At 58.0% G+C, this 26,259-nt stretch carries 27 protein-coding genes; all 27 read left to right on the top strand.

All coding sequences use genetic code 11. The annotated features are described in order from the left end of the window. The first annotated feature begins 57 nt into the window (after positions 1-57). Positions 58-828, top strand: a complete 771-nt coding sequence (gene hisF, locus HMPREF1494_RS07805) for an imidazole glycerol phosphate synthase subunit HisF (protein WP_034521749.1) — start codon at positions 58-60, stop codon at positions 826-828. Between the two features lie 57 nt (positions 829-885). Beyond that, positions 886-1,293, top strand: a complete 408-nt coding sequence (gene hisI / locus HMPREF1494_RS07810) for a phosphoribosyl-AMP cyclohydrolase (RefSeq protein ID WP_003840060.1) — start codon at positions 886-888, stop codon at positions 1,291-1,293. Then, a complete protein-coding gene (gene trpE, locus HMPREF1494_RS07815; protein ID WP_003840062.1) occupies positions 1,290-2,846 on the top strand; it encodes an anthranilate synthase component I in 1,557 nt (518 codons plus the stop codon). The genes hisI and trpE overlap by 4 nt, the downstream gene beginning before the upstream one ends. Positions 2,847-2,891: 45 nt before the next feature. Beyond that, a complete protein-coding gene (locus tag HMPREF1494_RS07820) occupies positions 2,892-4,985 on the top strand; it encodes a bifunctional indole-3-glycerol phosphate synthase/tryptophan synthase subunit beta (RefSeq protein WP_034521751.1) in 2,094 nt (697 codons plus the stop codon). 19 nt (positions 4,986-5,004) lie between these two features. Then, the gene (gene trpA / locus HMPREF1494_RS07825) at positions 5,005-5,883 is read left to right on the top strand and encodes a tryptophan synthase subunit alpha (protein ID WP_003843614.1); all 879 of its coding nucleotides are present in this window, start codon (positions 5,005-5,007) and stop codon (positions 5,881-5,883) included. Between the two features lie 66 nt (positions 5,884-5,949). Continuing rightward, on the top strand, positions 5,950-6,897 hold the full coding sequence (gene lgt, locus HMPREF1494_RS07830) for a prolipoprotein diacylglyceryl transferase (RefSeq protein WP_034521754.1): 948 nt from the start codon (positions 5,950-5,952) through the stop codon (positions 6,895-6,897). A gap of 106 nt (positions 6,898-7,003) precedes the next feature. After that, a complete protein-coding gene (gene rpe, locus HMPREF1494_RS07835; protein WP_012902166.1) occupies positions 7,004-7,669 on the top strand; it encodes a ribulose-phosphate 3-epimerase in 666 nt (221 codons plus the stop codon). Between the two features lie 35 nt (positions 7,670-7,704). Next, positions 7,705-7,968 (top strand): phosphoribosyl-ATP diphosphatase, encoded by a 264-nt coding sequence (locus HMPREF1494_RS07840; RefSeq protein WP_003840073.1) that lies wholly within the window; start codon positions 7,705-7,707, stop codon positions 7,966-7,968. A gap of 48 nt (positions 7,969-8,016) precedes the next feature. Continuing rightward, positions 8,017-8,868, top strand: a complete 852-nt coding sequence (gene hisG / locus HMPREF1494_RS07845) for an ATP phosphoribosyltransferase (RefSeq protein WP_003841694.1) — start codon at positions 8,017-8,019, stop codon at positions 8,866-8,868. Positions 8,869-8,881: 13 nt separating this feature from the next. Then, entirely contained in the window at positions 8,882-9,499 is a 618-nt protein-coding gene (locus HMPREF1494_RS07850) for a CDP-alcohol phosphatidyltransferase family protein (protein ID WP_003840080.1), read from the top strand. Next, positions 9,489-10,463: a DUF881 domain-containing protein gene (locus tag HMPREF1494_RS07855; RefSeq protein WP_033488940.1), complete on the top strand. Its 975-nt coding sequence runs from the start codon at positions 9,489-9,491 to the stop codon at positions 10,461-10,463. Before HMPREF1494_RS07850 ends, HMPREF1494_RS07855 begins: the two co-directional genes overlap by 11 nt. After that, on the top strand, positions 10,464-10,796 hold the full coding sequence (locus HMPREF1494_RS07860; protein ID WP_003840083.1) for a small basic family protein: 333 nt from the start codon (positions 10,464-10,466) through the stop codon (positions 10,794-10,796). A gap of 6 nt (positions 10,797-10,802) precedes the next feature. Then, a complete protein-coding gene (locus HMPREF1494_RS07865) occupies positions 10,803-11,633 on the top strand; it encodes a DUF881 domain-containing protein (protein WP_003840085.1) in 831 nt (276 codons plus the stop codon). 143 nt (positions 11,634-11,776) lie between these two features. Further along, positions 11,777-13,810: a threonine--tRNA ligase gene (thrS, locus tag HMPREF1494_RS07870; RefSeq protein ID WP_003843574.1), complete on the top strand. Its 2,034-nt coding sequence runs from the start codon at positions 11,777-11,779 to the stop codon at positions 13,808-13,810. Between the two features lie 103 nt (positions 13,811-13,913). Then, entirely contained in the window at positions 13,914-14,579 is a 666-nt protein-coding gene (pgsA, locus tag HMPREF1494_RS07875; protein ID WP_034521774.1) for a phosphatidylinositol phosphate synthase, read from the top strand. Further along, on the top strand, positions 14,572-15,588 hold the full coding sequence (locus tag HMPREF1494_RS07880) for a phosphatidylinositol mannoside acyltransferase (protein ID WP_034521778.1): 1,017 nt from the start codon (positions 14,572-14,574) through the stop codon (positions 15,586-15,588). The genes pgsA and HMPREF1494_RS07880 overlap by 8 nt, the downstream gene beginning before the upstream one ends. 4 nt (positions 15,589-15,592) lie before the next feature. Next, positions 15,593-16,786, top strand: a complete 1,194-nt coding sequence (locus tag HMPREF1494_RS07885; protein WP_034521780.1) for a glycosyltransferase family 4 protein — start codon at positions 15,593-15,595, stop codon at positions 16,784-16,786. A gap of 53 nt (positions 16,787-16,839) precedes the next feature. Beyond that, positions 16,840-17,595 (top strand): YebC/PmpR family DNA-binding transcriptional regulator, encoded by a 756-nt coding sequence (locus tag HMPREF1494_RS07890; protein WP_003840100.1) that lies wholly within the window; start codon positions 16,840-16,842, stop codon positions 17,593-17,595. A gap of 6 nt (positions 17,596-17,601) precedes the next feature. Next, positions 17,602-18,183, top strand: a complete 582-nt coding sequence (gene ruvC / locus HMPREF1494_RS07895; RefSeq protein WP_034521784.1) for a crossover junction endodeoxyribonuclease RuvC — start codon at positions 17,602-17,604, stop codon at positions 18,181-18,183. A gap of 44 nt (positions 18,184-18,227) precedes the next feature. Continuing rightward, on the top strand, positions 18,228-18,845 hold the full coding sequence (gene ruvA, locus HMPREF1494_RS07900; RefSeq protein WP_034521788.1) for a Holliday junction branch migration protein RuvA: 618 nt from the start codon (positions 18,228-18,230) through the stop codon (positions 18,843-18,845). 11 nt (positions 18,846-18,856) lie between these two features. Beyond that, positions 18,857-19,930 carry a Holliday junction branch migration DNA helicase RuvB gene (gene ruvB / locus HMPREF1494_RS07905; protein WP_034255842.1) on the top strand — a complete coding sequence of 358 codons (1,074 nt, stop codon included), beginning with the start codon at positions 18,857-18,859 and terminating at the stop codon, positions 19,928-19,930. Between the two features lie 57 nt (positions 19,931-19,987). After that, complete coding sequence (gene yajC / locus HMPREF1494_RS07910) at positions 19,988-20,395, top strand: preprotein translocase subunit YajC (RefSeq protein WP_003840108.1); 408 nt, start codon at positions 19,988-19,990, stop codon at positions 20,393-20,395. A 107-nt stretch (positions 20,396-20,502) separates the two neighbouring features. Then, positions 20,503-21,084 carry an adenine phosphoribosyltransferase gene (locus HMPREF1494_RS07915; protein ID WP_003841714.1) on the top strand — a complete coding sequence of 194 codons (582 nt, stop codon included), beginning with the start codon at positions 20,503-20,505 and terminating at the stop codon, positions 21,082-21,084. A 47-nt stretch (positions 21,085-21,131) separates the two neighbouring features. After that, positions 21,132-22,325 (top strand): ADP-forming succinate--CoA ligase subunit beta, encoded by a 1,194-nt coding sequence (sucC, locus tag HMPREF1494_RS07920; protein ID WP_003840111.1) that lies wholly within the window; start codon positions 21,132-21,134, stop codon positions 22,323-22,325. A 2-nt stretch (positions 22,326-22,327) separates the two neighbouring features. Beyond that, positions 22,328-23,251 carry a succinate--CoA ligase subunit alpha gene (gene sucD / locus HMPREF1494_RS07925; protein ID WP_034521793.1) on the top strand — a complete coding sequence of 308 codons (924 nt, stop codon included), beginning with the start codon at positions 22,328-22,330 and terminating at the stop codon, positions 23,249-23,251. Beyond that, positions 23,248-24,630: a cell division protein PerM gene (locus tag HMPREF1494_RS07930; RefSeq protein WP_003840114.1), complete on the top strand. Its 1,383-nt coding sequence runs from the start codon at positions 23,248-23,250 to the stop codon at positions 24,628-24,630. The genes sucD and HMPREF1494_RS07930 overlap by 4 nt, the downstream gene beginning before the upstream one ends. Continuing rightward, the gene (gene purH / locus HMPREF1494_RS07935) at positions 24,578-26,206 is read left to right on the top strand and encodes a bifunctional phosphoribosylaminoimidazolecarboxamide formyltransferase/IMP cyclohydrolase (protein ID WP_003840116.1); all 1,629 of its coding nucleotides are present in this window, start codon (positions 24,578-24,580) and stop codon (positions 26,204-26,206) included. The genes HMPREF1494_RS07930 and purH overlap by 53 nt, the downstream gene beginning before the upstream one ends. The last annotated feature ends 53 nt before the right edge of the window (positions 26,207-26,259 follow it).

The raw sequence follows: 26,259 nt of genomic DNA on the forward strand, positions 1-26,259 counted from the left end.
ACGCGTAACGGTTACTCTTGCAATCGTTGCATGAAACTGCGAGCGAGGAGAAACAGCATGTCATTGGCAGTCCGAGTCATCCCATGTCTTGATGTCGACGCGGGGCGAGTGGTCAAGGGCGTGCATTTTGAGAATCTGCGCGATGCAGGAGATCCGGTTGAGCTCGCCGCCGAATACTATCGTCAGGGGGCCGATGAGCTGACCTTCCTTGATGTCACCGCCTCCAGCTCCCACCGTCAGACCATGGTGGATGTGGTCAGCCGAACCGCGGAGCAGATTTTCATCCCGCTGACCGTAGGCGGTGGCGTGCGCACCCCGGAGGACGTGGATTCCCTTCTGCGTTGCGGTGCCGACAAGGTCGGCGTCAATACGGCGGCCATCAACGATCCGACACTGATCAGTCGTGTGGCCGAACGTTTCGGCAACCAGGTGCTGGTGCTTTCCGTCGACGCCCGTCGCGAGCAAGGGGAGCGCCATACCCAGTCCGGCTTCGAGGTGACCACCATGGGAGGGCGTAAGTCCACGGGCATCGATGCCATCTGGTGGGTCAAACGTGCGCAGGAACTTGGCGCCGGCGAAATCCTGCTGAACTCAATGGATGCCGATGGTACCCAGCAGGGGTTTGACATCGAGATGATCAAGGCCGTGCGCAAGGAGGTCAAAATTCCCATCATCGCCTCCGGCGGTGCCGGCAAAGCCTCCGATTTTCCTCCGGCAATCGAAGCTGGTGCCGATGCTGTGCTCGCCGCGTCGATCTTTCACTACGGCAAGGTCTCCATCGGTGAGGTCAAGGACGCCATCAAGGCCGCCGGCTATACCGTACGATGAAATGACGTCAATCCATCAACTGTTCCTATAATCGAAAAGAACGACATCACCAACATCATGACCAACGAAGCATACGATAACAGCGTCAATCTCGACCCCCGCATCGCAGCACGTCTTAAGCGTGACGAGAAAGGGCTGGTTGCGGCGGTAATTCAACAGTTCGACACCAAGGAAGTGTTGATGGTCGGCTACATGGACGATGAAGCCGTCCGCCGCACCCTAACTACTGGCCGAGTGACGTTCTGGTCCCGATCCAGGCAGGAATACTGGCGTAAAGGCGATACTTCCGGTCATGCGCAGTACGTCAAGTCATTCGCCTTGGACTGCGACGGAGACGCCATCCTGGTCGAAGTCGACCAGGTCGGAGCCGCCTGCCATACCGGCAAGCGTTCCTGCTTCGAAGAAGGTGGCCGATTGCCGGTGGTCGTAGGCTACCGAACCAAGGAACAGGAGGAACAGCGATGAGCGGATGCAGCGTACGCAACCTTAAGTGGGGCGCCACCTGGCCAAGCCGTGAACAGTTTCATGAACTCGCCGACGAAGGCTATCGTGTTATCCCCATCGTGCGCAGGCTGCTTGCCGATTCACTGACTCCGGTTGGCTTCTATGAGCGTTTGGCGGGAGGCCGTTCCGGCACCTTCATCCTCGAATCTGCTGAATTCGGAGGGACCTGGAGCCGTTATAGCTTCATTGGCGTCAACTCCATGGCTCAATTGCGTTCCAACGGCGGCAAGGCCGACTGGCTGGGCAAGGTCCCGGCGGGAATCCCCGTGGAAGGCGACGTGGTCGAGGTGGCGCATGCCACATTGAAGACTCTGAAAGCTCCTCATGTCGACGGTCTGCCGAACCTTACCAGCGGTCTGGTAGGTACTGTCGGTTGGGATTCCATTCGTCATTGGGAACCGACCCTGCGTGCCGAAGCCCCGAACGAAACCGGACAGCCTGAGACCGTGTTGGCATTGGCCACCGACATCGCCGTGGTCGACCACGTGTCGGGCTCGGTATGGATGATCGCCAACGCAGTTAACGTCGATGACCGTCCGACTCGTGCGGATGCTGCATACGATGAAGCCATCGCAAGACTTGACACCATGCAGCGCAAGGCCGCGACACCGGTCGGGGGAGAGGCACGTGTCAACGTGCTGGATGAGACCATCAGTCAGCCTGAGCTTCGCTTCCGTACGGAGAAGGCCGATTATGAGCATGCCGTCGAAGTCGCCAAGCGGCACATCATCGACGGTGATGTGTTCCAGGTGGTCATATCCCAGCGTCTTGATATTGATTCACCGGCCGATCCGTTCGATGTCTATCGCGTGTTGCGCACGCTCAATCCGAGCCCGTACATGTATTTCATGGCGCTGACCGATGCCCAGGGCCGCGATTTCAACGTTATCGGCTCCAGTCCGGAAACATTGATCAAGGTCGACAACGGCCATGCCATGACCTTCCCGATTGCCGGCTCCAGACCGCGCGGCGCCACCGTGGAGGAGGACGAGCAGTTGGCAAAGGATCTGCTTGCCGATCCGAAGGAGCGTAGCGAACATATCATGTTGGTGGACCTCGCCCGCAACGATCTGAGCCGTGTATGCCAGCCGGAAAGCGTAGAAGTCGTCTCGCTGATGGATATCAAGCGATTCAGTCACATCATGCACATCTGTTCGACGGTAACCGGTCGTGTCAATCCCGATATGACCTCGTTCGACGTGTTCACCTCCGCATTCCCCGCGGGAACGCTTTCCGGTGCGCCCAAGCCTCGCGCCATCGAGATCATCGACGAGCTTGAACCCGCCGATCGTGGCATCTACGGTGGTACCGTCGGCTATTTCGATTTTTCTGGCAATCTCGACATGGCCATCGCCATTCGAACCGCATTCATCCGAGATCATGAAGCGAGCGTGCAGGCCGGAGCCGGAATCGTGCTTGATTCCGTGCCGGCCAGTGAGTGGCAGGAAACACGCAACAAGGCGGAGGCCAGCGTCGAGGCGGTGCAGATCGCTTCGCAACTTCGCCAGTTGTAGAAGCCGAGAAGCTTACCAATCGAGTAAATCACTGAAAGGAACGCCATGTCTGTACTCGATGAATTGGTGGCAGGAGCCGTCGAAGACCAACAGGCACGTGAGAAGAGCGTGTCGCTCGACGAATTGAAGCGGCAGGTGGCTCAGGCTCCTGCGCCGATCGATGCGCGCCGATGGTTGAAGAAAGCGGATGGCATTCCGGTCATTGCCGAAATCAAGAGGGCCTCGCCTTCCAAGGGCCACCTCAGCGATATCCCCGATCCGTCGGCGTTGGCCCGGGAGTATGAGCGCGGTGGGGCAAGCGCGATTTCCGTACTTACCGAGGGACGTCGTTTCCTTGGCTCGCTTGATGATTTGGACAAGGTCCGCGCTGCCGTGCATATTCCGGTGCTCCGTAAGGATTTCATCGTCACCGAATATCAAATCTGGGAGGCACGCGCCCATGGCGCCGATCTGGTGTTGCTCATCGTCGCGGCATTGGATGATGCCAAGCTCAGGTCGTTGCTCGATCTGGCCCACACCCTCGATATGACGGTGCTGGTCGAGACGCACACGCGCGAGGAGATTCAACGCGCCATTGCCGCAGGTGCACGTGTGATCGGCATCAATGCACGTAACCTCAAGGATCTGAAAGTGGACGTCAATAAATACGACGAGCTCGCAGCCGACCTACCCGACGATGTCATCAGGGTTGCCGAATCAGGTGTATTCGGAGCCGTCGAGCTTGAAGACTATGCCCGCGCCGGAGCCGATGCGGTGCTTGTAGGTGAGGGCGTCGCCACCGCAGCCAATCATGAACAGGCCGTCGAACGTCTAGTAAAGGCAGGAGCAAGAGTGAAAGCATCCGAACAAACCCCGTTGAGCACACATGAAGGTCCATATTTCGGCCAATTCGGTGGACGCTACGTGCCGGAGGCGCTGATTACGGCGCTTGACGAGCTCGAACGCGTCTACGCACAGGCCAAGGCCGATCCGGAATTCCATAAGGAACTTGCCCGGCTCAACCAGCAGTACGTGGGCCGTCCGTCGCCACTGACCGAAGCTCCTCGTTTTGCCGAGCGTCTTAGGGAGAAAACCGGTCTGGACGCCCGGGTCTTCCTCAAGCGCGAGGATCTGAACCACACCGGCGCACACAAGATCAACAATGCCCTCGGACAGGCACTGCTGGTCAAGCGCATGGGCAAGACCCGCGTCATCGCCGAAACCGGTGCGGGTCAGCATGGTGTGGCCACTGCCACCGTATGTGCCATGCTCGGTCTGAAGTGCCGTATCTACATGGGTCAGATCGATGCCCGCCGTCAGGCTTTGAATGTGGCCCGCATGCGCATGCTCGGAGCCGAAGTCGTGGAAGTCACGTTGGGCGACCGTATTCTCAAGGATGCCATCAATGAGGCGCTGCGCGACTGGGTCACCAACGTCAAGGACACGCATTATCTGCTCGGCACCGTTGCAGGACCACACCCCTTCCCCGCCATGGTGCGTGATTTCCAGAAGATCATCGGCGAAGAGGCCAAGCAGCAGTTGCAGGATTGGTACGGCATCGATCATCCGGACGCCATCTGCGCCTGCGTCGGTGGCGGTTCCAATGCCATCGGCATCATGAATGCCTTCCTCGATGACGAACGTGTGAACCTATACGGTTATGAAGCTGGCGGTAACGGTCCCGAATCCGGACGCCACGCCATTCGTTTCGCTCCCGGAACCGGTGAGCTGGGCATGTTCCAGGGTGCAAAGAGCTACCTGCTTGAAAACGCCGAAGGCCAGACGCTCGATACCTACTCTATTTCCGCGGGCCTCGATTACGCGTCCGTGGGACCGGAACATGCATGGCTCAAGGATATCGGCCGCGTCAACTATTCGTGGGCCACCGATGAGGAAGCCATGAGCGGTTTCAAGGATCTGTGCGAGACCGAGGGCATCATCCCCGCCATCGAAAGCTCTCATGCCGTCGCCGGCGCGTACAAGGCCGCCGAGGATCTCAAAGCCAAGGGATATGAGCATCCGGTGATGATCATCAACATCTCCGGTCGAGGCGACAAGGACATGAATACCGCAGGCAAGTGGTTCGGTTATCTGACCGATGAGCAGGCCAAGGCGCTGGAAGCCAATGGCGCTCAAGGCAACAATGCAGACGGCGAGTGAAAGAAGGAGAGCGATCATCATGACGAATGCAACCGCCGCAACCACCCCGTCCGGCCAGCCGTTGGGCATCAGCCACAGGCCAAGCCCGACCGAAGCCATGTTCGATGCGTTCAAGGCCAGCGACGAACCGGCGTTCATCGGTTACCTTCCATATGGATTCCCGAACCCGGATTACTCGCTTAAGGCATTCAAGACCATGGTCGAGCATGGCGTCGATGCCGTGGAAATCGGTTTGCCGTATTCCGATCCCGTGATGGATGGCCCAGTCATCCAGGCCGCCTCCCAGATCGCCATCGACAACGGCGAAACAATCGCCAACGTGTTCAAGGCTGTGGAGACCGTAGCCAATGCCGGGGGAGTACCTCTGGTCATGAGCTATTGGAACCTGATCTTCCACTACGGCGTCGAACGCTTTGCACGCGATTTTGAAAACGCCGGCGGTGCCGGATTGATCACACCGGACCTCATCCCCGATGAAGCCGGCGAATGGATCGAGGCCTCCGATCGCCACGGTCTTGACCGCGTCTTCCTGGTATCCCCGGACTCGACCGCCGACCGTCTGAAGGTCGTGGCCGACAACGCCCGTGGATTCGTCTATGCCGCAGCCCGCATGGGTGTGACCGGCGAACGTGCCACCATCGATGCCTCACCTCAGGAATTGGTGGCACGCACTCGTGAAGCGGGCGCGAAGAACGTGTGCGTCGGCATCGGCGTTTCCACCGCCGAACAGGGGGCGTGTGTCGGCTCCTATGCAGATGGCGTCATCGTCGGTTCCGCCTTGGTGCACACCATGCTCGACGAATCCGGCAAGGTCGCCGTCGACGAGACGACGGGCCTCAAGGCCCTTGCAGCCAAGGCCGAGGAACTTGCCGAAGGCATCCACAACGCCCGCCACTGAAAGACACCGTACAAGGGGTCCGCGCAGCTCGCACATATCGGCTGCGCGGACTACCATCAGGGAACCATGACACTTGCATACATTCCATCGCCGACGATTTCGCAGTTCTCCATCGGGCCGGTGACGATTCATATCTACGCCTTGTGCATCCTGATGGGCATCGTGCTTGCCGTATGGATCACCAGCAACCGATGGAAAAGACTGGGAGGCAACTTCGACCAGATTCTCGACATCACGTTGGTCGCCGTGCCATCTGGCATCGTCGGTGCGCGTCTGTATCACATCATCACCACACCGGAACGCTTCTTCGGCGCGAACGGCGATTGGGTGGAGATGTTCCGTATCTGGAACGGAGGCCTTGGCATTTGGGGAGGTGTCGCCCTCGGTGCATTGGCCGCATGGGCGTGGTGCCGTCATAAGCACTATCCGATGGCGTTGCTTGCCGATGCCATCGCTCCGGGCCTGTTGGTCGCGCAAGCCGTCGGACGCCTAGGCAATTGGTTCAACCAGGAACTCTATGGGGCTCCCACCACATTGCCTTGGGGCCTCAAGCTCAATGATACGGGCACCGCCATCGGTCAAAGCGAACAGTGCTACGACGGGGCGACCTGTCCAAGCGGCACGTTATTCCATCCGACCTTCCTATATGAGCTGATATGGAATCTCATCGGTGCCGCCATCATCGTGTGGATCGGCTCCACAGTCATGAAAAGGCTCAAGGCAGGTTCCCTGTTCTCCATCTACATCATGTGGTACACCGCCGGACGTACCTGGATCGAATCCCTGCGCATCGACTACGCCCACGAATTCCTCGGCGTACGCATCAACGTGTGGGTGTCCCTTGCCGTCTTCGTGCTTGGCGTGATTTCCTTCATTATCGTGCAGCAGATGGGCCGATCCACCGAATTGCTTGCCGAGAAGCTTCGTACCGTCACTGAAATCGAACTGCGATTGGCAGTCAGAGACGAAGCCGGCTCCTCCAAGTCTTCGCCGGTCAGTGCGACCGCCGCATGAACGACGGATGAACAATCAGGCAATGAAGGCGCCACCGTCTCAAATGCCGATGGCCAGCCCCATATCCAATAGCGTCAAGTCGCTTACCCTCCATAGAATGGGAACCATGACTATTCAAATCGCACCAAGCATTCTGTCCGCCGATTTCTGCAACCTTGAGCGTGACCTCAAGGCCATCTCCAATGCGGATCTTGTTCATGTCGACGTGATGGATCATCATTTCGTCCCGAACCTGACTCTGGGTGAGCCGATCGTGGCACGTATCTGCCAGGTCACCGACCTGCCGGTCGACGTGCATCTGATGATTGAGGATCCGGACCGCTGGGCACCGGAATACGCCAAGCTTGGTGCCGCCTCCGTCAGCTTCCACATGGGTGCCACCCATGCCCCGGTACGTCTGGCGCGCCAGTTGCGCGATATGGGATGCAAGGCCTGCTTCGCCGTACGTCCGGCCGAGCCGGTGGAGCCGATCTTCGACATTCTCGACGAGTTCGACATGATTCTGATCATGACCGTCGAACCAGGCTTCGGTGGCCAGAAATTCCTCGACAACCAAATGGCCAAGGTGCGTCGTCTGCGTGACGAAATCACCCGCCGTGGCCTTAAGACCAAGATTCAGGTCGATGGTGGCGTCAGTCCGAAGACTGCGCACATCGTAGCCGAAGCCGGAGCGGATGTATTGGTCGCAGGTTCCGCCGTGTATGGCGCCGAAAGCCCCGCCGAAGCCATCGACTCCATCCGTGACAAGGCCGAAGCCGCGTTCAGGGCCTGAACAACGCGAAATCCAAAAGGAACAGATAAGGAAACATGAAGACTTTCGAATCACTGTTTGCCGAGCTGAGCGAGAAGGCGGACACCAAGCAGGCTGGCTCCCTGACCGTTGATGAGCTGAACAAGGGCACCCATTTCATCGGCAAGAAGATCGTGGAGGAGGCCAGCGAGACCTGGATCGCCGCCGAATACGAAGGAGCGGATCGCACCGCCGAAGAGATGAGCCAGCTTATCTACCATCTGCAGGTCATGATGATCGATCGCGGCATCACTCTCGAAGACATCTATAGGAACCTGTGATATTTCCCGGGCCGTACCGTTGAGTCGTACGGCCCCTGAGGAGGAACAATGCTAAGAATCGCCGTGCCCAACAAGGGCATGCTATCCGAGCCTGCTTGGAACATGTTGGCCGAAGCCGGCTACCGTCTGCGCAGCAATCCTCGCCAGCTTGTCGTTGAGGATCCTGATAACGATGTGGAACTGTTCTATCTGCGTCCACTCGATATCGCGGTCTACGTCGGCCGTGGCACCATCGATGTCGGTATCACCGGTCATGATTTGCTGCTGAATTCCGGCACCGATGCCAAAGAGCACATGCAGCTCGGTTTTGGTGCCTCCACGTTCCGATTCGCCGCACCGAATGAATCCCCGATCAGCACGCTCGAGGACATTGAAGGCAAACGTGTGGCAACGTCCTTTGACAAGCTCGTGCATGACTATCTGGTCGAGCATGGCATCAATGCAGAAACGGTGCATCTTGATGGTGCGGTGGAATCCTCGGTACAGCTCGGTGTCGCCGATCTGATCGCCGATGTCGTTTCCACCGGTACCACGCTGCGCAATGCCGGCCTGCGTATCTTCGCCGATCCGCTGCTGCACTCCGAGGCGGTGCTTATCCGCTCTCCGCGTCTCAACGAGGATGATGACCGACTGACGATTCTGAGCCGTCGCCTTCAGGGCGTGCTCACCGCACAACGTTATGTTCTCATGGATTACGACATTCCCGTGGAGAAGGTCTCCGCCGCGGTGTCCGTCACCCCGGGATTCGAGAGCCCGACGATTTCGCCGTTGCATAACAAGCAGTGGGCCGCCGTACGCGTAGTGGTTCCGAAGGCCAAGGTGAACCAGCTGATGGACCAGTTGTACGGAATTGGTGCTCGTGGCATAATCGTCACCGCATTGCAGGCCTCGAGAATGTAGTATTGCTCGCAGTATGAGCAAACTGATCATCAAGAAACAGTACAGTCCGGAACCGCGGGATATCTATTTCACGGTTCCGAACTTCATCAGCCTACTGCGCATCATTTCGATTCCACTTATCGCCATGTTGGTGGCCCGGCATGAGATGGTGAGCGCACTTGTGGTCTTGGCGTTGTCCGCAGTATCCGACGGTCTTGATGGACTGATCGCACGTTCGTTCAACCAAGTAAGCAAAATAGGACAGATTCTCGACCCGATCGCGGATCGTCTGCTAATTTTCTGCAGTATTCTCGCGCTCGGCATCGCAGGCATCATCCCGTGGTGGATGTTGATCGTCGTGGGTTTGCGCGACCTGATCATGGCGGTTCTCGTGCTGGTTCTGGCGCAGCACGATTATGGGCCGCTACCGGTGCATTTCGTCGGCAAGGCGGGAACGGCCATGCTGTTGATCGCCATCGTTGCGCTGATTTTCGCCGACATCTGGTCGAACTCAGCCACTGATGTATTGCACTTGTGCGGCCTTGCCACCGGCATTTGGGGTGTGGGCCTGTACTGGTTGGCCGGATATATCTACGTTCGCCAAGGCATCGGGCTGTTGAGGAATGACGGGGACACCTTCCATGCCGCATGATGCTTCCGAATACGCGTCATTCCCAGTGTCGCCCGAGAACACGCCGATGAAGCATCGTGCCGTGTTCTCAGCCTCCTTTGCGGGTCTTGAATCACATCACGTGCAACCTGATTCGCAACCGATCGGCCATGCCAGAAGGCGTCATTCGGAAGATGATTCGCTACGCTTGATCGATGACCTGACCAACCGTCCCATGGATGTGCTGTACACCGATTCGAGATTGGCCACCAAATCGCCGTCGCTTATTTCGGTGTGGTCCACGCGGATCATGGTGTTCCTCATCTGCATCGCCGTCGGTGTGGCGGGAAGCGTATTCGTGCGTCAGCTCAGCACCGATCCGCGCAAGGAAGTGCGCAAGCAGCTCTCATCCCAGCTTGCCGACCAGACCGATAAGGTCAAGTCCCTGACCAAAGAGGTGAACTCCCTGCGTTCCCAGGTCGAAAGCGAATCGAAATCGATATCGAACTGGTCGTTGAGCCAGACCACGCGGGACGATGAAATGATCAATGGCGTGCTTCCGGTCCAGGGAGAGGGCATCACGCTCACTATCGCAAATCCTCTATCGGTCGGTGACGATAACACCGATTCCTCATTGTCCCATGAAAAAAGCGGCAATCAGATTCGGGTCGTCACCGATTCCGACCTGCAGACACTCGTCTCCCTGCTGTGGCAGGCAGGCGCCGAGGCGATTGCCATCAACGGGAATCGCCTCGGGGTCCAGACCTCGATACGTACTGCGGGATCCACGATTCTGATTGGTGTCAGCTCCGTGCAAAGCCCCTATAAAATCGAAGCCATTGGCAACAGGAACGCACTTGCCGACGCGGTGGGTGAAAAAACACAGAAGTCGTTGTACAGTGCATTCAAGGAAGCCGGCATCTACCCGCAGGTCAGCAAAAGCACATCGCTTACACTGGAAGCGGCGGTGACCGGTGAGGTGACGTACGCGAGAAGGGACAGGTAGATGGCAGCTGTTTTGGGCCTTATCATCGGCGTGGTCATAGGCGTGTTCGTGCAGCCGGACATCCCCGTTGAACTGCAGCCATATCTGCCGATCATGGTCGTAGCCGCATTGGACGCGTTGCTTGGCGCCGCCCGGGCGTATTTCCAACGTAGCTTTTCCGATAAGGTATTCGTGATTTCCTTCTTCTCGAATGTGATCACCGCGACCTTGCTCGTATTCCTCGGCAACCAGCTTGGTGTCGGATCCCAATTGCAGACGGCCGTCATCGTCGTGCTCGGCATCCGCATCTTCACCAATGTGTCGTCTCTTCGCCGCTTCATCTTCAAGGGTTGATGCACGATGACACGGCATACCGACGAATCGCCTGATGTGTTGGCCAAGCTGCACGGCCAGATCGCCAAGGACAAGGATAATGACAGCACTGAAACCGGCTCGTTTCCGGTGATTCGGCGCAAGCCGAAACGTGTGTCGTTGAATGCGAAATCGACACGGGCACGGCTGTATTCGAGTGTGTTGGTCACCATGCTGTGCGCGTTGCTGGGATTCGGCTACGTCATTCAGCTCAACAATACGAATTCCACGTATGAGACGATGAGCGAGGATGAACTGACCCGGCTTATCAGCGAAACCAGTTCGCAGGTGCAGAAACTGGAGCAACGAAAAAGCGAGTTGACCAGCCAGCTCAACTCTTTGAAGGATACCGCCGACAAGAACGCCAAAGCCGCTGAAATCGCCAAGCAGAACGCCGAATCCAATGGCATCCTTTCCGGCCGTCTGCCAGCTTCCGGCGAAGGAGTCGTCATCCGTATCTCCCAAGGGCAAAAGCAAGATATCGATGCGTCCATATTGTTCACCTTGCTTGAAGAGTTGCGCAACAGTGGTGCCGAAGTCATTGAAATCAACGATGTGCGTGTAATTACCAGCACCTATATCAGCAATGCCAGTGACGGACTTGACTGTGATGGAACCATATTGAAGGCCCCTTTCGTCATCAAGGCGATAGGGGACAGCGACAACCTACAGAATGCGGTGAATCTCGCCGGAGGCGTCGGATCGCGTCTGGAAGTGAAATACGGAGCAACGGTCTCGGTCAAATCCTCTCAGGACGTGGAAATCACTGCAACCCGTTCCGCACCACAGTACACGTACGCGCATGTCATCGAGCAGTAGGATGAACGGTCACCCGCCGTTGGCATGGAATTCACCGTCGCCGCGCGTCGATGTCTGCACTCGTTCCTATCTTGTTCATCGTTGATACAGAAAGTCCAGGCCTGCACATTGGTAACGCGGACCCCGATAGCAAAGGACAACCCATGGCTGAACAGACCATCTCCATAACACTCAACGGCGAATCGAAGGAGGTGGCTGCGGATCAGACCGGTGTCCAGCTCTTCGCGGACGACAAGAACATCATTGCGGTGCGCCTGAACGGCGAACCCCGTGATCTTTATACCGAACTGCATGACGGTGACGTCGTGGAGCCGATTGCACTCGACAGCGAGGACGGCGTGGCCATCATGCGCCATTCCGCGACCCATGTCATGGCCCAGGCCGTGCAGGAAATCCGTCCGGATGCCAAGCTTGGCGTCGGCCCGGTCATCAAAGACGGCTTCTACTACGATTTCGATGTTGTCGAGCCGTTCACCCCGGAGGATCTCAAGGACATCGAAAAGCGCATGCAGCGCATCATCAAATCCTCCCAATCCTTCCGTCGCCGTGTGGTGAGCGAGCAGGAGGCCTTGGCGGAAGAGGCCGACCAGCCGTACAAGCTCGAACTCATCAAAGACAAGGAAGCGCATCTCGACCCGGAAGCCGCCACTGAGATCAGTGAGAAGGAGCTGAGCTTCTACGACAACGTCGACCGTGATGGCAATGTGGTCTGGAAGGATCTGTGCCGTGGACCGCATCTGCCGAACACCCGTTACATCAAGGCGTTCAAGATCGAACGTTCCGCCGCCGCCTACTGGCGTGGCAACGAAGCGAACCCCATGCTGCAGCGTATCTATGGCGCGGCCTTCGCCACCAAGGAGGATCTGAAGGCGTATCAGACCCGTCTGGAGGAAGCCGCCAAGCGTGATCATCGCAAACTTGGCGCCGAGATGGATCTGTTCTCTTTCCCGGATGAGATCGGCCCGGGTCTGGCCGTGTTCCATCCCAAGGGTGCCGCGGTCATCAACGCCATGGAGGACTATTCCCGTGAAATGCACCGCAAGCATCACTACAGCTTCGTGCAGACCCCGCACATCACCAAGGGTGGCCTGTATGAGACTTCCGGTCATCTGCATTGGTACAAGGATGGCATGTATCCGGCAATGCGCCTGGATGAGGAGAAGGACGAGAACGGCAACATCATCAAGCAGGGCTTCGATTACTACCTCAAGCCGATGAACTGCCCGATGCACAATCTGATCTTCAAGTCCCGTCAGCGCTCCTACCGTGAGTTGCCGTTGCGACTGTTCGAGTTCGGTACCGTGTACCGCTACGAGAAGTCCGGCGAAGTGCATGGTCTGACCCGCGTGCGCGGCCTGACCCAGGATGATTCTCACATCTACTGCACCCGTGAGCAGATGAAGGATGAGCTCAAGAACCTGCTGACCTTCGTGCTTGGACTACTGAAGGACTTCGGTCTGGACGACTTCTACCTGGAGCTGTCCACCAAGGATCCTCACAAGTACGTCGGCTCCGACGAAATCTGGGAAGAGGCTACCAACACGCTGGCCGAAGTCGCCAAGGAATCCGGTCTGGAACTGGTCGACGACCCGTGCGGAGCCGCCTTCTATGGTCCGAAGATCTCCGTGCAGGCCCGTGATGCCATCGGCCGTACCTGGCAGGTGTCCACCATTCAGCTCGACTTCAATCTGCCGGAACGTTTCAAGCTTGAATACATCGCCGCCGATGGTACCCATCAGCGTCCGGTGATGATTCACCGCGCACTGTTCGGCTCCATCGAACGTTTCTTCGCCGTGTTGCTTGAGCATTATGCCGGCGCCTTCCCGGCATGGCTTGCCCCGGTACAGGTACTCGGTGTGCCGGTCGCGGACGAATTCGCCCCGCATCTGCAGCGGTTCATCGCAAGTCTGGAAGAGGAGACCGTCCGTTGCGAGATTGACATGTCCGACGATCGTTTCGGCAAGAAAATCCGTAACGCATCCAAATCCAAGGTGCCGTTCATCCTCATCGTCGGCGAGGAAGACATGAACAACAATGCCGTGAGCTTCCGTTTCCGTGACGGCAGCCAGCTCAACGGCGTACCAGTCGACGAGGCCAAGAACCAGATCATGACGGTGCTCAGGAAGCGCGTTCAGGTCAACAGCGCCGATGATTTCAAGTCCGCCATCGCCGATTGAAGGTAGACGGACGCCATAGTCATGACTGGGAGCGGCATACGAAGCAGCGGAGCGATTCCGCCGTTCCGTATGCCGCTTTCCCATAGATCGAACAGGAATCGTAATGCTTGAGCATCTTCGCGACCCATTCAAAAAACTGATCGAACCTATCGCCAAGGCGTTGATTGCCATGGGGCTCACCGCCAATGCGGTGACGATAATCGGCGCTATCGGCACCATCGTGGCTGCCATCGCCACCGGCGTCACCGGCCACCTGTTCGCCGGCTCGGTGGTCCTGACGATTCTGGTGTTGGCCGACTCATTGGACGGTTCCATTGCCAAGCTCACCACCGGCGGCACCGAATTCGGCGCTTTCCTTGATTCCACACTGGATCGCATCGCCGATTGGGCGGTGCTCACCGGTGTGATCATCTTCTTCCTGACGCATAGCGACTGGTGGTATGACAGCACAAACACCAGTTTCCCCGATTACACGAGCCGAGTCGGCGTAATCGCCGCAATGGTCTCCGTCATGACCTCTTTCGTCACCTCCTATGCCCGCGCACGAGCGGAATCCGTCGGCTTCGAAGTGAAGAACGGCGTCGCTACGCGGGCCGATCGGCTGGTCATCATTCTGGTGGGTATGGCCATTACCGGTCTGACCCACCAAGGACTATGGCTGGCCATTGCGATGGCATTACTCGCGGCGCTCGGTATCATCACCGTTTTCCAGCGTATTTTCGAGGCGAAAAGACAAATGCGCGTAGGCAAGAAGACATATCGTGTCTGACCGGTTTCTTCTCGCCGCGGCCAAAAGGTCCGACCGAATCCCGGAGGCCGTTTTGAGAGGGTTTTTCACGTGCGCGGCCGACATTGCATGGGTGTTCCGCGTGGGAGGGGTCCGACAACTGGAACGTAATCTTACGCATGTGTTCGCCAGTGAAATGCGCCGATCGCATGGATCGGTCGATAATCGTGAACTACGACGTCGTGTCCGTCACTGTTCACGTCAGGGCATGCGCTCGTACTTCGCGTATTTTTGCGAGGCGATGACCGTTGGTGCAAGGAGCGAACAACAGCTTCGGGCACGCATCCGGGGGACGGGCAGCGGATTCGATTCCATCGTTCGCGATGCAAGGCAAGGCGTATCGTCGCTCATCGCGATGGGGCATCAAGGCAATTGGGATTACGCGGGGTATTGGGCGCGACTCGAGGTCGCCCCGGTGGTGACGGTCGCCGAAAGACTCGCCAACGACGAATTGCTCCACACCTTCGTTGATATTCGCGAACGTCTTGGCATGCGTATCCTGCTCACCGGTCAGCATGATCTTACCGGCCGATTACGCAACGTCCTGCTTGATTCCACGGTTGTCGTTCCTCTGCTGGCCGACCGGGACCTGAGCAGACACGGCGTCTTCGTGCATGCCTTCGATTCCGTGATTCGTGTAGCCCGTGGGCCGGCAGCGTTGGCATACGATACCGGAAACCCTCTGTACGTGGTGAATCTGTATCGCGAAAAACTCAGCGGACGGCGTGAAGAGCAGGCGGGCGTGCCATACGGATATGTATGTGAGATCAGCGGCCCCATCGATGTCCATGCGTTTCATGACATGCCTCGTCAAGAGGCACTGCATGCGATTTCGCAGGCATGGGTCGATCTGTGGGCACAGGGGATCGCAGCCCATCCGCAGGATTGGCACATGCTCCAGCCGCTGTTCTGGGAGGATCTCGACCATTCACGTCTGCAGGATGCCGATGAGCCGTGTTCGCGGATGGCTGACAATTCCCCTGGACAATGAGAGAATGCAGGGTATGGCTGAATCTGATGAAGATGAACATGTTGACGATTTCCTGCACGGACGCAGGCTCCGCATCGGCATCATCTCGCCATATGCGTTTGAAACGCCGGGGGGTGTGCAATCCCATATCAGGGATTTCGCGAACGAACTGATCTGCCAGGGACATGACGTGCAAGTGTTCGCCCCGGGAAGACGAACCAAGGACATGCCGCTGTGGGTGCATACCAACGGTTCGTCATTCGCCGTTCCATACAACGGTTCCGTAGCGCACCTGAGTTATTTCCTCATCGCAGGACTGCAGACGCGACGTTGGATTCGCCAAGGTCATTTCGATCTGCTGCATCTGCATGAGCCTGAGGCGCCATCGCTGAGCCATAAGCCGTTCACCATGCACCGTCATCCGCCGTTGGTCGGAACCTTCCACACTGCGATCGATCCATATCCTTTCGGCCTGAAAGTGTTCGAACGCTACCTGCATCGATATCTCAAGCCCCTTGACGAAGCCATTTTCGTCAGTGACGCGGCTCGGCAAACGGCCGAACATTATCTGCCGGAATCCGTCAGGCGCACGGTGATACCTAACGGCATCCATCATGATCGATTCGCCCATGCCGTGCCCGACCCACGGTGGACCGGCACCACGCAAGCCCCGACCATCGGATTTCTGGGACGTATGGGGGAGGAGCGCAAAGGTTTCGCCGTGTTCGCTGCCGCGGCGAGGCAGGTGCTGAGGCGATATCCCCATGCACGTTTCCTGTGCGCCGGAGATGGCGACAATGACGGCGAAGCCATGGTCAAGCGACTGGACCCTTCGGAGGATCTGCTGACGCATTTCGAATTTCTGGGCCGTATTTCGGACAACGACAAGGCTCGCTTCTATCGTTCCCTCAGCCTGTATGTCGCGCCCCAGACCGGTGGCGAAAGCTTCGGCATGGTCTTGGCTGAGGCCATGAGCGCCTCATGCCCTGTGGTGTCTTCGGATCTGGCCGCGTTTCGCGCCGTGAGCCAGGACGGACGAAGCGCGGCGCTGTTCACCAACGGGGATGCGACATCCTGCGCCGATGTCATCTGCCGTCTGTTGTCCGATGACGGGGAACGCTCCGATCTTGCCATCGCAGGGGAGCGAAGGTCGAAGGATTTCGACTGGAATGCCGTGGTGAACCGTGTTCTGCATGTCTATGCCCGCGCATTGTCGTAGAACCGCTTTAGAATCATTTCGTTTGAAACATCCGCAACCTGCCTAGGAGCATTATGTCAGGTCATTCCAAGTGGGCGACCACCAAGCACAAGAAGGCCGCCATCGACGCGAAGCGCGGCAAGCTCTTCGCCAAGCTGATTAAGAACATCGAAATCGCAGCACGTATGGGCGGCGGCGATCCCGACGGTAATCCGTCGCTGTATGACGCCATCTACAAGGCCAAGAAGGCCTCCATGCCGGCTGACAACATCAAGCGCGCCGTCAAGCGTGGCTCCGGTGAAGAGGCCGGTGGCGCCAACTACGAAGACATCGTGTATGAGGGCTATGCTCCCGCGGGCGTTGGCCTGATCATCGAGTGTCTTACTGACAACCGTAACCGTGCGGCCGCCGAAGTCCGTTCCACCCTGACCAAGGGCAACGGATCCCTGGCCACCACCGGTTCCGTGAGCTTCAATTTCGAGCGCAAGGGCCAGATTATCGTTCCCGCCGAAGGCGTCGATTTCGATGATCTGTTTGAAAAGGCCGCCGAAGCGGGAGCGGAAGACGTGACCGAAGACGGAGAAGTCTACACCGTCGTCACCGGTCCTTCTGAGATGATCGACGTACGCAAGGCCCTGCAGGATGCCGGCTTCGACTATGATTCCGCCGATCTGGTCATGATGCCGAAGAACGAGGTCGAGCTGAGCCTCGAGGATGCCCAGAAGGTCTCCAAGCTCATCGACAACCTCGACGATCTGGATGACGTTCAGAATATCTATTCGAACTGGACCGCTTCCGATGAAGTGATGGCCCAGCTTGATGCGGAGTAGTCGAACGTGATTATTCTTGGCGTCGACCCCGGACTGACACGGTGCGGGGTCGGCGTGATCGAAGCCGGCGCGTACCGCCGGCTTTCGTTTATTCACGTGGATGTCGTACGTTCCGACCCGAAGATGTCACAGGATCTGCGTCTGTTGGCCATTTACAATGGTCTGGTCGAGAAGATCGAACGCTTCGCCCCGGATACGGTATCCATCGAACGTGTGTTCGCGCAGGAGAACCGCAATACCGTGCTCGGCACGGCACAGGTGGCAGGCCTCGCAATGTTGGCAGCCGCACAGCGGGGCATTCCCGTGGCATTGCATACGCCAACCGAATCGAAGATGGCCATCACCGGCAACGGCAAAGCCGAGAAAATTCAGATGGAACGCATGGTCGCACGCATGTTGGGACTGAATACCCTGCCCAAGCCGGCTGACGCCGCGGATGCGTTGGCCATTGCCATTTGCCACGCACTACGCCCGGCAGGCGCCTTGCAAGGCGGTGAACGCGAGCAACACCTGACTGACGCGCAACGACAGTGGGCCAAGGCCGCCCAGAAGGCCGCCCATAGGCAAGGCGTCCGTAGAGGCATGTAGACTATCGAACAGATGTTCTATACGCTGACGAAGGAGACACCACAGTGATAGGCATGTTACACGGCCGGGTCGAATCCGTCGATATATCCTCGGCGTTGATTGAAGTCGGTGGAGTCGGATACGAGACCAGGATGCCTTCCGCGGATTTGGCGTCCATGCACGCGGGGCAGGAAGTCAAGGTCTATACTTCGTTAAACGTTTCGCAGGATGCCATCACCCTGTTCGGCTTTCTGACTCCCGCTTCGAAACGCATGTTTCTACAGCTGCAGAAGGTCAGCGGCATCGGCCCCAAAGTGGCGCTTTCCCTGCTGTCCACGCTGCCTCCGGATCGTTTGGCCCATGCCGTCGCCGACGGCGATGCCACCGCGCTTGCCAAGGCGCCGGGACTCGGCAAGAAAGGCGCACAGAAGATCATTCTCGAGCTTAAGGGTTCCATCGATCTCAGCCAGATCGAGACGGCGGCGTCCGTTATCAGTCGGCCGGAGGACACTGGTTCCGAACAGGTGGTCGAGGGGCTGATTTCATTGGGCTGGCGTCAGCAAGACGCCCTGCATGCCGTGCAGGAGGTATGCAGGAGCAACGACATCGCAACACCCCTGAGCAATGAAGATGTACCACGTGTGTTGAAGCTCGCATTGACGTCGCTGGATCGAGGTAGGTGAACGAAATCATCATGACGAACGACTCCGCATTCGAGCAGTCGAATACCGGTGCCAATGAGGAATCCTTGCGTATGGTGTCGGCCTCACCTGTCGGCAATGAGCCGGTCAGTGACGAGGAGCTGCGTCCACACATACTCGATGGCTTCATCGGACAGCCACGCCTCAAGGCCCAGCTTCAACTGTTCCTGGACGCAGCACGCAAGCGTGAAGTCCCGCCGGACCATATTCTGCTTGCGGGTCCTCCTGGCCTGGGCAAAACCACATTGGCGATGATCGTGGCCAACGAACTTGGCGTACCGATTCGCGTCACCTCCGGACCAGCCATCCAGCATGCCGGCGATCTCGCCTCGATTCTCAGTTCTCTGGATGCCGGAGAGGTGTTGTTCATCGACGAAATCCACCGTCTACCTCGTGCGGCCGAAGAGCTGCTGTATATCGCCATGGAGGATTTCCGCGTCGACGTGATGGTGGGTAAGGGACCGGGAGCCTCATCCATTCCGCTGACCTTGCCTCGATTCACGGTCATCGGGGCGACCACGCGTGAGGGCATGCTACCTTCACCGTTGCGCGCGCGCTTCGGTTTCACCGCCCATCTTGATTTTTACCCGCATGACGAGCTTGAAAAACTGATCGAGCGGTCATCGGCCGTACTGGGTGTCCTGCTTGAGGAGGGATCGGCCCACCAGTTGGCCATGCGCTCCCGCGGCACGCCGCGTATCGCTAACAGACTGCTACGTCGTGTCAGGGATTGGGCCATCGTGCATGATCTTGAGTCGGTGCATCCCGAAGATGTTAAGCAGGCCCTCGCACTGTACCAGATCGACACCGAAGGACTTGATCGGCTCGACATTGCCGTGCTGAAGGCCATCGTCACCAACTTCAGTGGCGGTCCGGTGGGTCTGAACAACCTATCCGCCATGGTCGGCGAGGAATCGGAGACCGTGGAAACCGTCTGCGAACCGTATCTGGTACGTGAAGGATTCCTCATCAGAACTCCCAAGGGCCGGGTGGCGACGCGCAAAGCTTGGGAACATCTCGGTCTCAGACCTGATGATTCTCAGCTTGATGTCAGTAAGCTGGCATAGACTCTGTGTTCTGGACGAACGGTCCCATAGAGTGCCCCACCTTCAAGGAGTTTTGCTTTGGAATACGCAATTCTAATCGTTATCGTCGTCATGATGTTCGGCATGATGTTCCTGCAGTCTCGCAAGGCCAAGCAGCAGCAGGCCGAACGCCAGGATTTCCGCGCGAATCTGCAACCGGGCACCGAAATCATCACCATCGGCGGCGTTATCGGCAAGGTCGTCTCCGTCGATACCGAGTATGAAGAGATCGTCATCGATTCCGACGGTTCCCAGCTGCGTTTCGCTTTCAATGCCATCAGCCGTGAGTACGTCCGCCCGGCGTATGTGCACGACGATGAGGTTGACGAGGATGGCAACCCGCTGCCGCAGGAGACCGATCAGGTCGCTCAGGAGCCGATCGAGGCCGAGGATGGCGAACCTGCACAGGTCGTCGAAGAGGTTGAAGCGGAGTCGAAGAACGCCTGATAGCAGTATCATGAACGGCGAAAATCTCGATTTTGGGATTTTCGCCGTTTGCGTTCAGGGGCAATCATATAATTGCCACAAACCTAGGGAGAAGGAAAACCACCGTTATGGCACAATCGGATATCGAAATCGCAGGCTTGGCCAAAGTGGGTGAAACCGATGCCAAGTACCTCGTCTCGCTGATTCGTTCGATTCCAGGCTTTCCCAAAGAGGGCATCATTTTTCGTGATTTCATGCCTGTTCTCGCTGATGCACGCGCGTTCGGCATTCTCATGAACGCACTTGAGGCCGCGCTTCCCGTCGATGCAGGATCCTTTGACCTTGTAGCAGGACTTGAAGCGCGCGGTTTCCTGTTCGGGCCCGCTCTTGCAGCACGCTTGGGCAAGGGATTCGTCGCCGTACGCAAGGCCGGCAAGCTCCCTCCGGAAACCGTAAAACAGAACTATGACCTGGAATACGGTCAGGCCACCGTGGAAATCGAAACCGGTTCCATTCCGGATGGAGCCCGGGTCCTGATCGTGGACGATCTGATCGCGACCGGTGGCACCGCCAACGCGGCACGAAAGCTTGTCGAAAAATGCGGCGGCAAAGTGGTCGGCTTCAGCTTTGTCATGGAACTATTGGGCATTCACGGCATCGAAGCCTTAGGAAACTATCCGACCAGTTCGCTGGTCACCATGCCCGCCTGACATTACCATCATTACCAACAATCAACAGTCACAAAGGGAAGAAGTTCATGGATCTCTATGAATATCAGGCAAGGGAACTGCTCGAAGAGCAGGGCATTGCGACCCCGAAGGCCGTATTCGCTCAGAATTCTCATGAGGTGGCCCAAGCTGCCGAGGGAATCGGCTATCCTTGCGTGGTCAAGGCCCAGGTGAAGATCGGACATCGCGGTCAGGCTGGTGGCGTGAGACTGGCCAAGACGCGCGACGAAGCCATTCTGGCATCCGAAGACATTCTGCCGATGACCATTCACAAGCACAAGGTCAGCGGCGTGCTCGTGGCGGAAGCCAAAAACATTCTGCACGAGTATTATGTGTCCATTTCCGTGGACCGTAGTTCACGTGATTTCGACGTCCTTGCCACGGCAAACGGTGGCACCGAGGTCGAGGAAATCGCTCGGGAGCATCCCGAATCCGTCAAGCGTCTGCATATCGACGCCTTGGAGGACTTCGATATCGAAGCCGCCACCAAAATGGCCGAAAGCATCGGTTTCTACCATGCCGACGTCGATCAGGCGGCACAGATTCTGCTGAAGATGTGGCGTTGCTTCAAGGAGAACGACGCCACCCTTGTGGAAATCAATCCGCTCGCCAAGATCGGCGATCCCGACGATGAATCCTCAAAGACGTTGTGCGCGCTCGATGCCAAGATCTCACTCGACGACAATGCGGCCTTCCGCCATGATGGTTGGAAGCGTTTTGCCGATCCGGTGCATGTCGATCCATTTGAGCAGAAGGCTCGTGAGCATGGTCTGCACTATGTGCATCTCAATGGATCCGTCGGTGTAATCGGCAACGGCGCAGGCCTGGTCATGAGTTCCTTGGACGCAGTGTCCGGCGCCGGCGAGGATCAGGGCACGAATGTCAAGCCCGCCAACTTCCTCGATATCGGCGGCGGCGCATCTGCGCAGGTCATGTGTGACAGTCTGGAGATCGTATTGTCCGACCCACAGGTTGAATCCGTGCTCGTCAACGTATATGGCGGTATCACCTCCTGCGAACAGGTGGCCGAGGGCATTCTCGAAGCACTTGACAAACTGGGCAGTTCCAAGCCGCTCGTCGTTCGGTTTGATGGCAATGCCGCAGCTGAAGGCCTGAGCATCCTGGCACGGGCCGATCGCGCCAATCTGCATGTCGCCCAGACCATGGAAGAAGCCGCGCAGCAGGCCGCACATCTTGCGGCCAACGGCAGGGAGGTTCGCTGAATATGACGCTGTTCATTGAAGATGGTGCGCCGGTCATCGTACAAGGCATGACGGGACATCAGGGCATGACCCACACGGCCCGTATGCTCAAAGCGGGCACCAATATCGTCGGTGGCGTCAATGCACGCAAAGCCGGGATTGATGTCGTATTCCCCGATGCCCGTAGCGGCGAGGACGCGACCATTCACGTGTATACCAACTGCGCCGAAGCCAAGGAAGCCACCGGCGCCAAGGCCAGCGTGGTCTTTGTTCCGCCTCGTTTCGCCAAGGATGCCGTGGTCGAGGCCATCGAAGCCGGCATCGAGCTGATCGTGGTCATTACCGAAGGCATTCCGGTCGCTGACAGCGCCTACTTCGTCGAGCTTGCCTTGCGCAAGGGCGTACGCATCGTAGGCCCGAACTGCCCGGGTCTGCTCACGCTGCCGTCGAACGAAGATGCCAACGGTTGCAATCTCGGCATCATTCCGGACGGCATCGTCTCTCGTGGGCCACTCGGTCTGGTCTCCAAGTCCGGCACACTGACCTACCAACTGATGGGTGAACTGTCCGATATCGGGTTTACCGCCTGCCTTGGTGCAGGTGGCGATCCGATTGTCGGCACCACCTTGCAGGAGGCTTTGGAAGCCTTCGAGAATGACGAGGCCACCAAGGCAGTCGTCATGATCGGCGAAATCGGAGGCAGCGCCGAACAGGATGCCGCCAAGTGGGCATCCGAACACATGACCAAGCCGGTTGTCGCTTACATCGCGGGTTTCACCGCACCGGAAGGCAAGCAGATGGGCCATGCGGGCGCCATCGTCTCCGGGGGCAAAGGCACCGCGCAGGATAAGAAGAATGCGCTGGAAGCCGTCGGTATCCGTGTCGGTCGTACTCCAGGACAAACTGCGGAAATCATGCGAGAGGTGCTTGCGGCCAACTCGTTATGATGACTCACCTGAAGTATTGGTTGAAAGGGCTTGCCGTCGCCGCAACGTCCATGATTGTCTATGCCGTTGCCCTCGGTTGCTACATTGCGCTGATGCTTCTGGTCATCTCCATGGAGGAGGGCGGAGATAACCTTTCCGCCCTCTCTGTACCTCTGACTGAGGCGGTTGTCCTGCTCAGCCAGGGCATCGGCTTCCAAGCCGGTGCGATTACGCTGACAATACTTCCTCTGCTGCTGACAGTGCTGTTGATTGCGCTGATCGCCTCTTTCGCTACACGATTCGGTACCGATATCAGAGGGTTTGTTTCCGGATTGGTGTTCTGGGAGCTGATGAACGTCTTCTTCGCCCATAGCGTGGAAGTGACGTTACTGGACCAGTTGCCCGGTGTGATGTGGAAATCGGCGCTGGTGTTCATCGTGGGATATGCCGTCGCCGCAATCCCACGAAGCAAACTGACGAGTACGTTATTGGAGAAGGTGCGGACGCATGTCTCCGCACCGGTACGCAGGACCCTGTCAATTGGCACGGGCCTGGGCATGCTGTTGACGGGCATCTATCTTATTGCGGGATTGGTCGCCGTGCTGTACTGGTGCTTCGCGAACCAATCCGCGGTGGTGAAACTCTATGAGCTTTCCGGCATGCAAACCGGTTCACGCATACTCACGACCGTCGCGGTCATCGCCTGGCTGCCCAATGTCATGATTTGGGCCGTATCATGGCTATTCGGTTCCGGTTTCGCCATAGGCGACCTCGCATCCTTCACCATGTGGAGTGGCCAGGGGAGTGCGTTGCCCGGTTTGCCGGCATTCGGCATACTTCCACAGGCCGTATCCACGCCGTGGATCCGTATCGCCCTGCTATGCATTCCATTCGTGACGGGACTGCTTGCAGGATTGGCAGTCATGCTGTTCGATCGCGGCTTTGCCGTACGGATCAACAAACCGGATCAGCCAATTGACGTCAGCCGCCTGATTGCCGGATTCGCCTACCCTGCAGGCGCATTCTGTATTGCCAGCGCCTTGGTCGCCGTATTGTCCAGCATGCTATTCGCACTTTCAAACGGAGCCTTGGGAACGAAGCATCTCGCGCACATCGGCGTGCAGGTGATTGCATCCACTCGCAAGGTCGGTCAGCCAACCGCATTGGGTCTGTTCTCGGCATGGCTCATCATATTGGTTGGTATGGCTGCTGTTTTCGGGATACGCTGGCTCATAAGGCGTGTCCGTGAGGCAAGAGGCGCGTCCTCTGAGCCGAATACCATCAAGCGTGAATCCACCGTCGTTCCCCGCACGGTGAATTCGACCATCAACAACAAGGAGGAGCAGGGTGACAACAACGAATCGACCGATACGACGGGCTCTGGTATCCGTCTTCCATAAGGAAGGCATCGAGGTACTCGCCGAGGCGTTCATCAAGGCAGGTACCGAGGTGGTCTCCACCGGTTCCACCGCCAAGCGTCTTGCCGAGCTGGGTGTCAAGGTGACCGAGGTATCCGAGATCACCGGTTTTCCGGAATGCCTCGACGGTCGTGTCAAGACCCTCGATCCGCATATTCATGCCGGCATCCTCGCGGACATGACCAATGCCGACCATGCGGCCCAGCTGGAACGGTTCGGCATCAAGCCCTTCGATCTGGTGGTGGTGAACCTGTATCCGTTCGCCGACACCGTGCGCTCCGGAGCCGATGAAGCCGCCACCATCGAGAAAATCGATATCGGCGGCCCCTCCATGGTGCGCGGCGCCGCCAAAAACAGCGCCACCGTCGCCATTGTCACCGATCCGAAGGATTACGCTCTGGTAGCCGCTCGCATCGCAAACGGCGAGGGCTTCTCGCTTGAAGAGCGTCGTTGGCTTGCCGGCAAGGCGTTTGCACATACCGCCGCTTATGATGCGACCATCAACGAATGGACCTCCAAGCATTGGCCGAAGCCGACTTCCGTCGAACAGCCGGTCGCAGAGGATGAGACTCCGGTGGATGAGCTCAAGTTCCCGGCAGCCTTCACTCGTACCTGGGATCGGGCCCATGTGCTGCGTTATGGTGAGAATCCTCATCAGCAAGCAGCTCTGTATCTTGATCCGTTGAACCAGAATGGCTTCGCACATGCCGAACAGCTCGGTGGCAAGCCGATGAGCTACAACAACTACGTCGATGCCGACGCCGCCTGGCGTGCCGTTTGGGATTTCGCCCCACAGATTGCCGTCGCCGTGGTCAAGCACAACAACCCGTGCGGTCTGGCCGTCGGCGCCACCGTTGCACAGGCCCATAAGAAGGCCCATGCATGCGATCCGATGAGTGCCTATGGCGGTGTCATCGCGGCAAATAGCAAGGTCACCCTCGAAATGGCCGAAAGCGTCCGTCCGATCTTCACCGAAGTCATCGTCGCTCCGGATTACGATCCGCAGGCGCTTGAACTGCTGCAGACCAAGAAGAAGAACCTGCGTATCCTCAAGGTCGCCGAGCCGCCGAAGTCCAAGACCCAGTTCCGCCAGATCGACGGAGGTCTGCTGGTGCAGTCCACGGATCTCATCGACGCCTCTGGCGACGATCCGGATGCTTGGAAGCTGGTGTCGGGCGAACCGGCCGACGCCGAAACCGTCAAGGATCTGGTCTTCGCATGGCGAGCCATTCGTTGCGTCAAGTCGAACGCCATTCTGATTGCCCACGACCAGGCGACCGTCGGCATCGGCATGGGACAGGTCAATCGTGTGGATTCCGCCAACCTGTCGGTCGAACGCGCCAACACGCTGGCTGATGGGGCCAATCGCACCAAGGGCGCAGTAGCCGCATCCGATGCGTTCTTCCCGTTCGCCGATGGTGCCGAGATCCTGATCAATGCAGGGGTCAAGGCCATCGTGCAGCCAGGAGGATCCATCCGTGACGAAGAGGTGTTCGAAGCGGCTCGTAAGGCCAATGTCACCATGTATGTGACCGGCACCCGCCATTTCTTCCACTGATAGGAACCTCTCAGGACTCTCTGATGAAGACAAAGTGTGGCGTCCGTGGTCAT

The organism is Bifidobacterium sp. MSTE12 (genome assembly GCF_000513015.1).
GTDB lineage: Bacteria > Actinomycetota > Actinomycetes > Actinomycetales > Bifidobacteriaceae > Bifidobacterium > Bifidobacterium dentium.